Here is a 13399-nt window from a genome sequence, read left to right on the forward strand (position 1 = left end):
TCCGCGCGACGGAGCGCTCGTCGCTCCCCCACGGAGTCAGGACGCCGCAGACGGGACCTCCGCGCCCACCGGCCGGCGGTCGGGACCCAGTTCCGCCGCCAGACGCGAGGGCCGGAACTGCCCGGCGACCACGAGCGCGCCGATGACGAGGGCGAAGACGACCCACATGACGACCCCGAGCGGACCGACGAGGACGAGCGACGGCTCCGGTGAGCCGGCCGCGATGAACAGCGCGATCATTCCCGCCGAGGCGTTGAACGCCCCGTGCGCGAACACCGCAGGCCAGACCGACGCCGTGCGCAGCCGCGTCCACCCGAGCAGGATGCCGAACAGCACGCACCCGACGATCATCAGCAGCACACCGAAGGCGTTCGGTTGCGCGAAGTTATAGCCGAGAAGGATCAGCGGGGCATGCCAGAGCCCCCAGAACGCCCCCGAAACGATCAGCGCGGGCCAGGTTCCGAGCGGGCGAAGAGCCGGGAGCAGCCAGCCACGCCAACCGAGTTCTTCGCCGAAGGCCAGCGGGGCGTTGAACAGGGCACCGAGAGGAATGGTGGCCAGCTGCATCACCACCAGCATGCCCATCGGGGGCAGCGGCGTGCCCTCCGAAACCGCCTCCTGCAGCGTCTGCGCGAAGCCGGAGAATCCGACGAGGTCGAAGCTCACCACGCCCAGCAGGCCCGACACGAGGAGGCCGACCCCCACCAGCACCGGCGCCGCGACGATCACGGCGACACATGTCCACACGGTCCGCGCAGCGGGCCGCAGCGGCCACATTCCGACCTCCCGCAGCACGACCCGTGCTCCCCGGCGCCCCCGCGTCCGACGCTGGACGAGTAACGCCGCCAACGTCGCGAGGGCGGGGGTGAGCATCATCGCCATCGCCACCAGCGGCAGGAGGGGATCGGTGATCCCGTGCCCCCGCAGCCAGAGGGGCAGAGCCACGAGCCACGCGAGGCCCAGCGACGTCACGGCGAAGACGGCCACGGCGGGCCAGTCCGGTCGAGTGCGCACATCCATGATTCGAACCTATGAAGTCCCCCGCCGCCGCGCCTCCCCCCTGGGGTGGAACCGCGGCCCGAGAGCGACGGCCGGATGCCATCCTCTCGGGGCGGCATCCGGCCGTATGGTCTCGCGAGCTCAGGCGCGCGCGTCACCCGCGCGTTCGTCGTCCTCGGCGGCATCCTCGTCGAGGTCGTCCTCATCGAGGTCATCGTGCTCGCGCGGCTTGACGTACGGGTCGGCCTCACCGGCGTAGGTGGCGGACGCGGCGAGACCGGCGACCGACTCGTCGCGCTCGCGTGCCTCGCGCAGGAGGGCCGAGATGTGGTCGGCGTTCTCGGGGATCGCATCGAGGATGAACTCGAGGGTCGGCGTGAGGCGCGTGTTGAGGTTCTTGCCGACCTCGCTGCGCAGCATTCCTGTCGCCGATTTCAGCGCCGCCGCCGTGTCGTTGCGGTGGGCCTCGTCGCCCATGACGGTGTAGAACACCGACGCGTGCTGGAGGTCACCCGTGACGCGCACGTCGGTGATGGTCACGAAACCGAGCCGCGGGTCGCGCAGCCCCTTCTCGAGCCGTTCGGCGAGCACCACGCGAATTCGGTCCGCCACGCGGGCCTGTCGTTCCCCTGCCACGTCCTTCTCCTTCTCGTTCTTTCATACCGCCGCGAGTCGAGTGCCCCCGTGGCTCATTGCCGAGTGGCGGTCCTGACGAAAGAGCGTACCCAGCGGAGGCCGGAGGGATGTGTGTCTTCCCGAGCATCGGGATAGGGGCCCCGCTCTGCTCGGGAAGGCACACACCCCGCAGGCCGCAGCGGGGGCCGCACCCGAAGGCACGACCCCCGCACGACGATCAGCCTCGCGGCTTCTCGACCATTTCGGTGGTCTCGATCTCATCACCGATCTGGATGTCGTTGAACTTGCCGAGACCGATACCGGCCTCGAAGTCCGTACGCACCTCGGTGACGTCGTCCTTGAAGCGACGCAGCGATTCGATCTGCAGGCCGTCGGCCAGCACGACACCGTCGCGGATGACGCGGGCCTTGGCGTTGCGCGTGATCGTTCCCGACCGCACGATGACACCGGCGATGTTGCCGAACTTCGAGGAGCGGAACACCTCGCGGATCTCGGCGACACCCGACTGCACCTCTTCGAACTCCGGCTTGAGCAGGCCCTTGAGCGACTGCTCGACGTCGTCGATCGCGTTGTAGATGACCGAGTAGAACCGCACGTCGACACCCTCGCGGGCGGCACGCTCGCGGGCCTTGGTGTCGGGACGGACGTTGAAGCCGATCACGATCGCGTTGTCGATCGTGGCCAGGTTGATGTCCGACTCGGTGATCGCACCCACACCGCGGTGGATGATGCGCAGCTGGACGCTGTCGTCGACCTCGATCTTGAGCAGCGACTCTTCGAGCGCCTCGACGGCACCGGACACGTCGCCCTTGATGATGAGGTTGAGCGACTCGACCTTGCCCTCTTCGAGAGCACGGGTGAAGTCCTCGAGCGAGATGCGCTTGCGGGCCTTGGCCAGCTGAGCGTTGCGCTCGGCCGCTTCACGCTTCTCCGCGATCTGACGCGCGGTGCGGTCTTCCTCGGTGACGATGAAGACGTCGCCGGCGCGCGGCACGGAGTTGAGACCCTGCACCTGGACCGGACGCGACGGGTAGGCCTCGAGGACCGCCTCGCCGTTCTCGTCCATCATCGCGCGGACGCGGCCGTACGCCGTGCCGGCGACGATCGCATCGCCGACGCGGAGCGTTCCCGACTGGATGAGCACCGTGGCAACCGAACCGCGACCCTTGTCGAGCTTCGCTTCGATCGCGACGCCGCGGGCTGCCTTGTTCGGGTTGGCCGTGAGGTCGAGACCGGCGTCGGCGGTGAGCAGAACCGCGTCCAGGAGGGCCTGGATGTTGAGGTTCTCGCGAGCCGACACGTCGACGAACATGACGTCGCCGCCGTACTCCTCGGCGACCAGACCGTACTCGGTGAGCTGCTGGCGCACCTTGGCCGGGTTGGCGTCGGGCTTGTCGACCTTGTTGACCGCGACCACGATCGGCACGTTCGCCGCCTGGGCGTGGTTCAGCGCCTCGACCGTCTGGGGCATGATGCCGTCGTCGGCGGCGACCACGAGGATGGCGATGTCGGTCACCTGCGCACCACGGGCACGCATGGCGGTGAACGCCTCGTGACCCGGGGTGTCGATGAAGGTGATCGCGCGCTCGATGCCCTCGTGCTCGGTCCAGATCTGGTACGCACCGATGTGCTGCGTGATGCCGCCGGCCTCGCCCGCGACCACGTTGGTCTGGCGGATGGCGTCGAGCAGTCGCGTCTTACCGTGGTCGACGTGGCCCATGACGGTGACCACAGGAGGACGGATCTCGAGATCGTCCTCGCTCTCGGCCTCGAGCTCGGCATCGAGGTCGAGACCGAAGCCCTCGAGGAGCTCCTTGTCTTCGTCCTCAGGCGAGACCATCTGGATCTTGTAGCCGAGCTCCTCGCCGAGCACCTCGAAGGTGGCCTCGTCGAGCGACTCGGTCGCGGTGGCCATCTCGCCCAGGTTGAACAGGATGGTCACGAGCGTGCCGGGCTGCACGGTGTACCCGCGCAGAGCCTCGAGCTTGTCCGCGAAGTCGGCGATGGAGGCACCGCGACGCAGGCGGATGATCTCGCCATTGCCCTTCGAGACGTTGACGCCGCCGACGACCGGCGCCGACCGCATCTCGAATTCCTGCCGCTTCGCCCGACGCGACTTACGCTGCTTCGACTTGCCGCCGCCCTTACCGAAGGCACCGGCGGTACCACCGCCGGGACCACGGCCGCGACCGCCGCCACCACCGGGACGACCGGCGAAACCACCGGCCGGAGCACCGCCACCGGGGCGCTGGAAGCCGCCACCGGCACCGCCGGGACGACCGGGGCCGCCGGGACGCTGCTGGAACGGGGCGCCGGGACGACCACCGCCACCGGGACGACCGGCACCGCCGGGACGCGGGGCGCCGGGGCGCGGAGCACCGGGACGGGGAGCCTGCGGACGCGGGATGTTGCCGGGCGTCGGGCGCTGGCCCATGCCCTGCGCCGACGCGAACGGGTTGTTGCCCGGACGGGGGCCGGCGGGACGCTGGCCCATGCCCTGCGACGACGCGAAGGGGTTGTTGCCCGGACGAGCGCCACCCGGGCGCGGGGGCGCGCTGGGGCCGGGCTTGGGGGCACCGGCGCCGGGGGTCGGGGCCTGGGAGCCGGGGCTCGGCGGCGACGACGGGGTCGCGGCGGGCTTTGCCGCCGACGGCGCGGGAGTGGATGCCGCGGGGGCCGACGCTGCGGGGGTCGCCGCGGGCGCCGCCGGGGCAGCGGGCTTCGCGGGACCGGGCGTGGGACCAGAGGGACGCGAACCGGGGGTCGCCGCGGGACGCGCGGGACCCGGACGCGCGCCGGAACCCGGGCGCGCCGCAGGAGCGGCGGCCTTGGTCTCCGAGGCACCGGAAGAGCCCTCGGCCGCCAGGGCGGCGCGGAGCTTACGAGCCACGGGGGGCTCGATGGTGGATGAGGGGCTCTTGACGAACTCGCCGAGCTCCTTCAGCTTCGCAAGCGCGACCTTGCTGTCGACGCCGAGCTCGGAAGCGATCTCGTGCACGCGTGGTTTTGCCACAATTCTCCTGTCTGAGGGCCTACCCCGGACAGGGCAGACCGTTAGTTGCGGACGGGTCTCATTTCGAGCCGTTCACTTCGTGTCCATAGCCGTTCAGCCTTTTCGCTGGAGGGTTGATTCGAAGGTCTGCGTGTCAAGCGGGCCTGACACACGCAATGCTCGTACGAAGGCGCGACGCGCGAGAGCTTTTCCCACGCACGCGTCCGTCTCGTGCACCCACGCTCCCCTGCCCGGCAGGACCGCTCTCTCGTCTCGGACGAGGACCGACCCGTCCGCGACCACACGCAGAAGCGAAGATCGGGGGGCGCGTGCGCGGCATCCGACGCACGTTCGTACAGGATCCATCCTACACCTCGTGCTCACCCGACCGACGGACGGTCAGTTGTCTTCGAGGATGCTGTCGGGCTGGATGTCGATCTTCGCGCCGGTGAGCTTGGCGGCCAGGCGGGCGTTCTGGCCCTCCTTGCCGATCGCGAGCGACAGCTGATAGTCGGGGACGAGTGCACGGACAGCCTTGGTCGACGCATCGAGCACGAACGACGAGGTGACCTTCGCCGGCGACAGGGCGTTCGCGACGAAGCGCGGCAGCTCGGCGTCGTAGTCGATGATGTCGATCTTCTCGCCCGCGAGCTCCTCGGTCACGGCACGGACGCGACGGCCCAGCTCGCCGATGCACGCGCCCTTGGCGTTGACCGTCGGGTCGTTCGCCTTGACCGCGATCTTCGAGCGGTGCCCGGCCTCACGCGCCAGCGAGACGATCTCGACGAGGCCCGCAGCGATCTCGGGCACCTCGAGGGCGAAGAGCTTGCGCACGAGACCGGGGTGGGTGCGCGACACGGTGATCTGCGGGCCCTTGTTGCCCTTCGAGACGCTCGTGACGTACACGCGCAGGCGCGAACCGTGCGCGTAGGTCTCGCCGGGCACCTGCTCCTCGGGCGGGAGGATCGCCTCGACGGTGCCGAGGTCGACATGCACCATGCGCGGGTTCGGACCCTGCTGCACGACACCGGCGACGATGTCGCCCTCCTTGCCCTTGAACTCCCCCAGCACGGCGTCGTCGGCGATGTCGCGCAGGCGCTGGCTGATGACCTGCTTCGCGGCGAAGGCGGCGATGCGCCCGAAGTCGTCGGGCACCTGCTCCTCTTCGCCGATGACGGCGCCCTCGTCGTCGGTGACGGGGGTGAAGATGCCCACGTGACCGGTCTTGCGGTCGAGCGAGGCGCGCGCGCCGGCCGGGATCTCGCCGCTGGGCGAGATGTGCTTGGCGTAGGCGGTGAGGATCGCCTGCTCGATGATGCGCGCGAGTTCGTCGAAGGGGATCTCCTTCTCGCGTTCGATCGTCTTCAGAAGTGCGAGATCGATGTCCACAAGGCCCTCCGTTATTCAGCTCTCGTCGACGCGACCGGCGCCGACAACCCCCCTACGATACCCGGGATGCCGCGACCCTGGCGACCCGGGCGAAGACGGGGCCGGCATCGCACAGCCGTTTCCCGGGTGCGGCGCCGGGCGCACGACACGGCGCCTCCGGATCGTGTGCCGCCCCGTGCGAAACTCCTGAGAAACGGCCGTCGCGCCGCGGGCGCGACGCGGGATCGCGGCCGTCCCCCACCCCGCGCGCTCGATTTCTCAGGAGTTCGGACCAGCCGCCACGCGCTCGAGCGGGTTCGCCGCGAGCGCGGCGACCACTCCCCCGTCCACCAGGCGCCTCGCCGCGGTGTCGGGCTTGCGGGCGGCCTGGTCGACGACGCACGCCCCGAACTCCGCCGCGAGCGACCCGCGCGGGTGGGCGGCGAGCACCTCGCGCACGAACGCGCCCGGGAGGGCGTCGGGCCGTGCCCCCGAGATGTCGAGGGCGGTCGCCGTCTCGAGCAGGTGGCCCTCGGTATCCATCGACGGGTCCACGCGGGGCCAGTTGTGCCGGACGATCACCTCGAGCACGCGCTGTCGGCGCTCGGCGGCCCACCCGGCTCCGGCGGTGAGGGCGACGCCGACATGGCCTCCGGCGTGCTCGTACGAGATCGTGTGGTTGTCGAACTCGCGCACGGTGCCGATGTCGTGCAGCACGGCGGAGACGTACAGCAGCTCGTGATCGACATCGGCGATGCCGTCGACCCGGGCGAACGCCTCCGCCCACAACCACGAGCGCAGCGCGTGGGCGGTGATCGAGGGCGATTGGTACTGCTCGGCAAGGGCGAGGGCACCGCGCGCGGCGAGAGTGTCGGGCACGGGGATGTCGGCGATCTGCACGGGGCCTCCGGTGTCGGGTGGACCCTCACTCTGCCGCGACCGCTCGATCGTCGGCAGGGGGACGACGGTCAGCCGGCGACGTCTTCCTGCCAGAGCCGCGCACGACACAGGAGATCGGCCCGCGCAGCAGCGCTGGTGCACCGTTCGCCTCGCGACCGTGCACGCCACTCCCGCGTTGTGCCCGCACGAGCAGACCGCAGGCCTCGGCCTCGCTGCGGCGAACCGGATGCCACGACGCCGGGGCGCGGCATCCGGACCCGCTCAGATGACGGGAGCCGCGTGCCAGATGCGGTCGAGGTAGTCCCGCATCGCACGGTCGGAGGAGAAGTACCCGCTGCGCGCGACGTTGAGGATCGCGGAGCGAACCCAGCCGTCCTGGTCGGCGTACGCGGCGTCGACGCGGTCCTGCGCGTCGAGGTAGGACCGGAAGTCAGCGAGTGCCATGAACCTGTCGTCGTACAGCAGGTTCGACACGAGCGGCTCGAACACCGTGCGGTCGCCACCGGAGAACGCACCGGACGCGATGAGGTCGATCGCGCGGCGGAGCTCGTCGTCCTCTTGGTAGAAGTCGGCGGGCCGGTAGCCCTCGGCCCACAGGGCCTCGACCTCGGGCTCGCTCATGCCGAACAGGAAGAAGTTGTCGTCGCCGACGAGTCTGCGGATCTCGACGTTCGCACCGTCGTCCGTACCGATCGTGAGTGCGCCGTTGAGGGCGAGCTTCATGTTGCCCGTGCCCGAGGCTTCTTTTCCGGCGAGCGAGATCTGCTCCGACAGGTCGGCGGCGGGGATGATGCTCTCGGCGAGGGTGACGTTGTAGTTGGCCGGGTAGAGCACCTTGAGCTTGCCCCCGACCCGCTCGTCCGCGCTCACGACCTCACCGACGGCGTTGATCAGGTGGATGATCCGCTTGGCCATGCCATAGCCGGGTGCGGCCTTCGCACCGAAAAGGAACGTGCGCGGCTGCACCTTCTCGATGGGCAGGCGCCCCGAGACGATGCCCTCGTACGTGCTGACGATGTGCAGCACCTTGAGCGTCTGCCGCTTGTACTCGTGGAGGCGCTTGATCATGACATCGAGCATGTGACCGTCGTCGAGGGGGTCCTCTCCGCGTGCCTCGAGCACGCGGCTCAGCCGGCGCTTGTTCGACGCCTTCACCGCGGCGAAGCGCTCGCGGAAGTCCGCGTCGTCGGCCAGGGCCTCGAGCCCGCGGAGGCGCTCGAGATCGACGGTCCACCCGGCACCGAGGGCCTCGGTGATGAGGGCCGAGAGATCGGGGTTCGCCAGGCGCAGGAAGCGGCGGGGCGTGACGCCGTTGGTGACGTTGGTGAACTTGTCGGGCCACATCGCGGCGAAGTCCTTCAGCACGTTGTCGCGCAGCAGCTGCGAGTGCAGCTCGGCGACGCCGTTGACCTTGGAGCCGGCGACCGTGGCGAGATAAGCCATCCGCACCGAGCGGGAGGGATGCTCACCGATGATCGACATGTTGCGGATGAGCATCTCGTCGTCGCCGAAGCGCTCGCGCACCTCGAGCAGGAAGGCGTCGTTGATGCGGTAGATGATCTCCAGGTGCCGCGGGAGCAGGCGGCCCAGCAGGTCGACCGGCCAGACCTCGAGCGCCTCGGGCAGCAGCGTGTGACAGGTGTAGGCGAAGCACTTCTGCGTGATGGCCCAGGCGGCATCCCACTCGAGCTTCTTCTCATCGACGAGGACGCGCATCAGCTCGGGCACCCCGATGACCGGGTGGGTGTCGTTCAGCTGGAAGATGACGCGCTCGGGGAGCTTGTCGAGGTCGAAGTCGGAGGGCAGGACGTTCTCGATGAAGTCGGCGATGGAGGCCGCGACGAAGAAGTACTGCTGCTGCAGGCGCAACTCCTTGCCCTGCGGTGTGGAGTCCTCGGGGTAGAGCACCTTGGAGATGTTCTCGGCGAAGGTCTGTGCGCGTACCGACTCGACGTAGTCGCCGGAGTTGAAGGTGTGCAGGTCGAAGGCGTTCGTGGCCACCGCGCGCCACAGGCGCAGGGTGTTCACGCGCCCGTTGTGGTAGCCCGGGACCATCATGTTGTACGGCACGGCGAGCACGTTCCACTCGGGAACCCACCGCGTGCGCTCGACGCCCTCGTCGTCGTAGGTCTCGGTGCTACCGGCGAACGAGATCGTCTGCGCGGCCTCGGGGTGGGCGAAGTCCCACGGCGAGCCCATCCGCAGCCACGCGTCGGGTTGCTCGATCTGCTGCCCGTCGGCGAAGGCCTGACGGAAGATGCCGTACTCGTATCGGATGCCGTAGCCGATCGTCGGCACGCTCATGGTGGCCAACGAGTCGATGAAGCACGCCGCGAGGCGGCCGAGACCGCCGTTACCGAGACCGGGCTCGATCTCGACCTCACGGAGATCGTCGATGTCGATACCGCACTGCGCGAGCGCCTCGGTGGCGATGTCGGTGAGGCGCGCGGCGAGGAGGTTGTTGTCGAGCTGGCGACCCAAGAGGTACTCGGCAGACAGGTAGCAGACGGTTTTGGCCTGCTGCGTCTTCTGCGCCGCGCGGTCGTCGAACCAGCGCGCCATCAGGTAGTCGCGCACCGTGTACGCGAGAGCGAGGTACTGATCGTTGACGTCGGACGTCGACAGCGTCACGCCCTGGTCGAAGTTCAGGTTCTGCAGGAACTGCTTCGTGAAGCCATCGACCGATGCCGCCGGAGCGACGACCGGGGCAACGGCCAGCGGGTGGGTCGGGCGGAGCTTTGAGCTGTTCTCGGGCACCCTCCGACCGTAATCAGAACCGCCGCGCCGCGCCAAGACCGACCGAGAACGACACACGATCTTCACCTGGATGCCGCACGGCGACCGGATACCGCCTGCTCAGCGCAGCCCGCACCCGTCGACGACCTGCGGCTTGCGCTCGATGAGGTTCTTCGTCCAGTCGTACAGCACGGGCAGGAAGCGCGACTTGGGGAGGATCGGGCGGAGATGGTCGTACCCCGTGTACGTCGCCCACCGCACCGGCTGCCCCTCTTCGCAGAGCTTCTGGACGTAGTCGCGCTGCAGTTTCGGCGGAATGACCTCGTCGTCCGCGCCCCAGGCCACGAGCATCGGTGTGCCCAACGGAGCTGTCATGGCGTTCTCGGCGAGTCGACGACCGAGCGCCCCGTCGGTGAGGTCGGCGCTGTAGAGCGGGCGGTCCTCCGACACCCCGAGCGCGGTGAGGACGGAGACGACGACGCCCGGCTCCGTCGGGCAGCGCTGGGTCATCTCGAGCACGATCGAGCGCGATCCCTCGGCGATGTAGTCGTTCACGTGCACGTCGGGGTACGTCTCGGAGTACGGCACGAGCACCCATGACGTGATGACCGACAGCATGGCGTTGGGCGGTCCCGACAGAAGCTCCCTCGCGAGGGCGGGAGGGTCGGCCACCGGGGCGACCACGGCGGTTCCGAGCACGTCGATTCCCGGCGCGTAGTCCTCGGCGATCGCGGTCGTCCACAGTGCCGCGTGTCCTCCCTGCGAGTGCCCCCAGACGACCGTGTCGGGCGAGAGGACGAGGTCGGTACGCAATTCGGCGGCGGCCAGCACCGCGTCCAGGGACGACCGGGCTTCGCCCTTGCCGATGAGATACGGATAGGCGCCCGGTGCACCCTGTCCGGAGAAGTCGCTGGCGACGACCACCCAGCCGGCCTTCAGCGCCTGCTCGAGAGCCGGGATCGCCCAACGGGTCGCGGTCGCGTCGCGCAAGCTCGGGGCGCACCCCTGCGCGACACCGGTGGTGCCGTGGTTCCAGATGATGACGGGGCGGGGACCGGGCGGCGGATCCTTGGGCGTGATGATCATCGCGCTGGCCACGGCCGGACGGCTCACGGCATCCCGTGTCGTGTACAGGATGCGCGTGACGTCACCGTTCTGAGGGAGGCGCCCGTGATAGGCGTCCGAGCGGATGAGCCGACCGTGGCCGCTGGGCACCTCGGCCGGTGGGTCGTAGAACGCGTCGACGACCGGGGCACCCTCGTGCAGCCAGTCGTTGACCCACCAGCCGCCCGCGGCGGTGGCCACGAGCACGAACGACAGCGCGAAGCGGCCGGCCGCGGTCCAGCGAGCGCGCAGGCGCCGACGACGGACGGCGCGTTCCGGGTCGAACGGCGTCGCGTGCTGACGTGGACGACGGATGCCGCTCACCCCACGTGCGAAGACCCCGACGCCGAACACGATCGTGCGCACACCGAACACGACCGCGAGCACGAGCACCGTGACATCGGGCCACGTGAACGACAGCAGACCGAACGCCACCTGCGCGACGCCCCACGACAGCGACAACACGCGCGTGCTCACGGAGCCGCGCGCGACGGCGCGTCCGATCGAGGCGATGCCACCGATCACGAGGAGGACGGCGAGGACCGATGGCAAGAGCTCGAGGCTGCGTCCGAGCCAGACGAGAACCGCGATCCCCGCGACGATCCAGGCCGCGGCCACCGAACGGGCCCACCAGCTCGCGGTGCGGCCGAGGAGTTCGACCACTCCCATGACGACCGCGCTCGCTCCGACGTAAACGCCCAGCAGCACGATCGAGGTGAGCGGCCGCGACACGATCAGCGCTCCGAGCAGCACCACCACCGCACCGACGATGAGAAGCACCCGCGGGGGCGCGTTGCGCGTGAGCGCGGGGAGGGCGTTCCACCGACGCGGGCGCGGGCGTCGGGAGGCGGGCATCAGGCAATGATAGACAGCGCGCCCCTTCGCGACGGGCTCTTGCCCGCTCGGACGCCGCGCGCAACCGACTGTCTTCCGGACTCGCGAACGAATACGGTTCCGGGGTGCCGTCGTCCGCTCGCTCCGCCGCCCGTGAGGCCGAGGCGAACCCCGCGTTCCGCCTCGCCGCCCGAGGAGGCTATGTGGCCAACGGCATCCTGCACCTGCTCGTGGGCGGCCTCGTGCTGGCCGTCGGCTTCGGCGCCGCGGAAGACACGGATCAGACGGGCGCGTTCCGCGCGATGGCCGCCCTTCCGCTCGGCGCCGTCGCGCTGTGGGCTCTCGCCGCGGGGCTGGTGGCCCTGGGCGGCTGGCACCTGCTGCAGGCCGTTGCGCCCCGCGGGCTCTCGGGGCGCAAGCGCATCGCGCGAATCGCCGCCGAGGCGCCGCAGGGCCTGGTGTTCGTGGTGATCGGAGTGATCTCGGCCGCCGTGGCGCTGGGGGCGCGACCGCGCGCCGAGAAGACGACGGAAGACCTCAGCGAAAGCGTTCTCACCCTGCCCATCGGCGGATTCGTCCTCGGGACGACGGGGCTGGTGGTCGCCGGGGTGGGTGTCGGTTTCGCCTGGATGGGCGTGCGGCGTTCGTTCCACGACAAGGTGCGCATCCCCGACGGCGCGGCGGGGCACGCGCTCAGCGCCCTGGGCGCCGTAGGGTTCGTCGCGAAGGGCATCGCCCTCGGCGTGGTCGGCGTGCTGCTCACCGTCGCCGCGATCCGCGTCGAGCCCGACACCGCGGGAGGCCTCGACGGAGCGGTGTCGGCACTCATGGCACTGCCCGCGGGGCCCGTGCTCGCGACACTGGTCGGCCTCGGCTTCCTCGCCTACGGCGTGTTCACGATCTTCCGCGCCCGTTACGCCCGTCTCGACGTGTGACGACGGCGATGCGCCCGGGGCGGCGCGACCCGCGGACTCAGTCGAGAGAGGGGTCGCGACCGGTACGCTCCCCCGTCTCCAGCGTCGCGATCGCGGCGTGGTCGTCCGCGTCGAGGGTGAAGTCGAAGACGTCGCCGTTCTCCCGGAGACGGTCGAGCGACACGGACTTCGGGAAGACGACGAGTCCGCGGTCGAGATGCCAGCGCACGACGACCTGGGCCGGCGTCTTGCCATAGCGCGCGGCGATCCGCATGAGGACGGGCTCGTCGAGCAGACCGCCGCGGGCGAGCGGGGCCCAGGACTCGGTGACGATGCCGTTCGCGGCATCCCAGTCGACGAGCTCGTTCTGCGGGAACCGCGGGTGCAGCTCGACCTGGTTCACCGCGGGGAGCACGCCCGTCTCGGCGCGGAGGCGCTCAAGGTGCGCGATCGCGAAGTTGCTCACTCCGATCGCGGTCGCGCGCCCCTCCTGCTGCAGACGAACCAGCGCGCGCCACGTGTCGACGTACCGGTCGGCGCTGGGGATCGGCCAGTGGATGAGGTAGAGGTCGACGCGGTCCACGCCCAGCCGCGCGGCGCTGGCATCGAAGGCGCGCAGCGTCTCGTCGAACCCCTGGTCGTCGTTCCAGACCTTGGTCGTGACGAAGACCTCGTCGCGCTCGAGACCGGATGCCCGGAGTCCCTCCCCGACCTCCTTCTCGTTGCCGTACAGGGCAGCGGTGTCGACGTGGCGGTAGCCCGCGGAGAGCGCTCCGGCGACGAGGTCGGCGGTGACCCCGGCCGGGACCTTGTACGTCCCCACACCGAGCTGCGGGATGGTGGAGCCGTCGGACAGCGACACGCGGGGAGCGGAGATCATGGCATCCACGCTACCGGCGTCGACAGCCTCGAACGA

10 protein-coding genes are annotated in these 13399 nt (G+C 69.9%); 1 reads left to right on the forward strand and 9 read right to left on the reverse strand.

Annotated features, from left to right (window positions below):
* Positions 1–36: 36 nt before the first annotated feature.
* From PIR02_20030 to PIR02_20065, 8 genes are all read right to left on the reverse strand, one after another.
* Positions 37–1020: a CPBP family intramembrane metalloprotease gene (locus PIR02_20030; protein ID WZH37009.1), complete on the reverse strand. Its 984-nt coding sequence runs from the start codon at positions 1018–1020 to the stop codon at positions 37–39.
* Between the two features lie 120 nt (positions 1021–1140).
* The gene (rbfA, locus tag PIR02_20035; GenBank protein WZH37010.1) at positions 1141–1635 is read right to left on the reverse strand and encodes a 30S ribosome-binding factor RbfA; all 495 of its coding nucleotides are present in this window, start codon (positions 1633–1635) and stop codon (positions 1141–1143) included.
* A gap of 217 nt (positions 1636–1852) precedes the next feature.
* Positions 1853–4648, reverse strand: a complete 2796-nt coding sequence (gene infB / locus PIR02_20040; GenBank protein ID WZH37011.1) for a translation initiation factor IF-2 — start codon at positions 4646–4648, stop codon at positions 1853–1855.
* Between the two features lie 93 nt (positions 4649–4741).
* Entirely contained in the window at positions 4742–4993 is a 252-nt protein-coding gene (locus tag PIR02_20045; GenBank protein WZH37012.1) for a YlxR family protein, read from the reverse strand.
* A 33-nt stretch (positions 4994–5026) separates the two neighbouring features.
* A complete protein-coding gene (nusA, locus tag PIR02_20050) occupies positions 5027–6016 on the reverse strand; it encodes a transcription termination factor NusA (GenBank protein WZH37013.1) in 990 nt (329 codons plus the stop codon).
* 258 nt (positions 6017–6274) lie between these two features.
* A complete protein-coding gene (locus PIR02_20055) occupies positions 6275–6895 on the reverse strand; it encodes a cyanamide hydratase (GenBank protein ID WZH37014.1) in 621 nt (206 codons plus the stop codon).
* A 261-nt stretch (positions 6896–7156) separates the two neighbouring features.
* The gene (locus PIR02_20060; GenBank protein ID WZH37015.1) at positions 7157–9652 is read right to left on the reverse strand and encodes a glycogen/starch/alpha-glucan phosphorylase; all 2496 of its coding nucleotides are present in this window, start codon (positions 9650–9652) and stop codon (positions 7157–7159) included.
* Between the two features lie 99 nt (positions 9653–9751).
* The gene (locus tag PIR02_20065; GenBank protein ID WZH37016.1) at positions 9752–11590 is read right to left on the reverse strand and encodes a lipase family protein; all 1839 of its coding nucleotides are present in this window, start codon (positions 11588–11590) and stop codon (positions 9752–9754) included.
* Between the two features lie 104 nt (positions 11591–11694).
* Between PIR02_20065 and PIR02_20070 the strand changes: the two genes are divergently transcribed.
* Positions 11695–12504, forward strand: coding sequence for a DUF1206 domain-containing protein (locus tag PIR02_20070; protein WZH37017.1), 810 nt, complete (start codon positions 11695–11697; stop codon positions 12502–12504).
* A gap of 37 nt (positions 12505–12541) precedes the next feature.
* On the opposite strand, the gene PIR02_20075 is transcribed toward PIR02_20070, so the two are convergent.
* A complete protein-coding gene (locus tag PIR02_20075) occupies positions 12542–13363 on the reverse strand; it encodes an aldo/keto reductase (GenBank protein WZH37018.1) in 822 nt (273 codons plus the stop codon).
* Positions 13364–13399 lie beyond the last annotated feature (36 nt).

This window comes from Microbacterium enclense, from assembly GCA_038182865.1.
In the GTDB taxonomy this organism is placed as follows: Bacteria; Actinomycetota; Actinomycetes; order Actinomycetales; family Microbacteriaceae; genus Microbacterium; species Microbacterium enclense_B.

What these genes read in the sequence shown, in the direction of transcription:
- PIR02_20045 (WZH37012.1), bottom strand. Translation starts at nt 4,993, where the DNA reads ATGGATCCTGTACGAACGTGCGTCGGATGCCGCGCACGCGCCCCCCGA.
- PIR02_20065 (WZH37016.1), bottom strand. Translation starts at nt 11,590, where the DNA reads ATGCCCGCCTCCCGACGCCCGCGCCCGCGTCGGTGGAACGCCCTCCCC.
- PIR02_20030 (WZH37009.1), bottom strand. Translation starts at nt 1,020, where the DNA reads ATGGATGTGCGCACTCGACCGGACTGGCCCGCCGTGGCCGTCTTCGCC.
- PIR02_20075 (WZH37018.1), bottom strand. Translation starts at nt 13,363, where the DNA reads ATGATCTCCGCTCCCCGCGTGTCGCTGTCCGACGGCTCCACCATCCCG.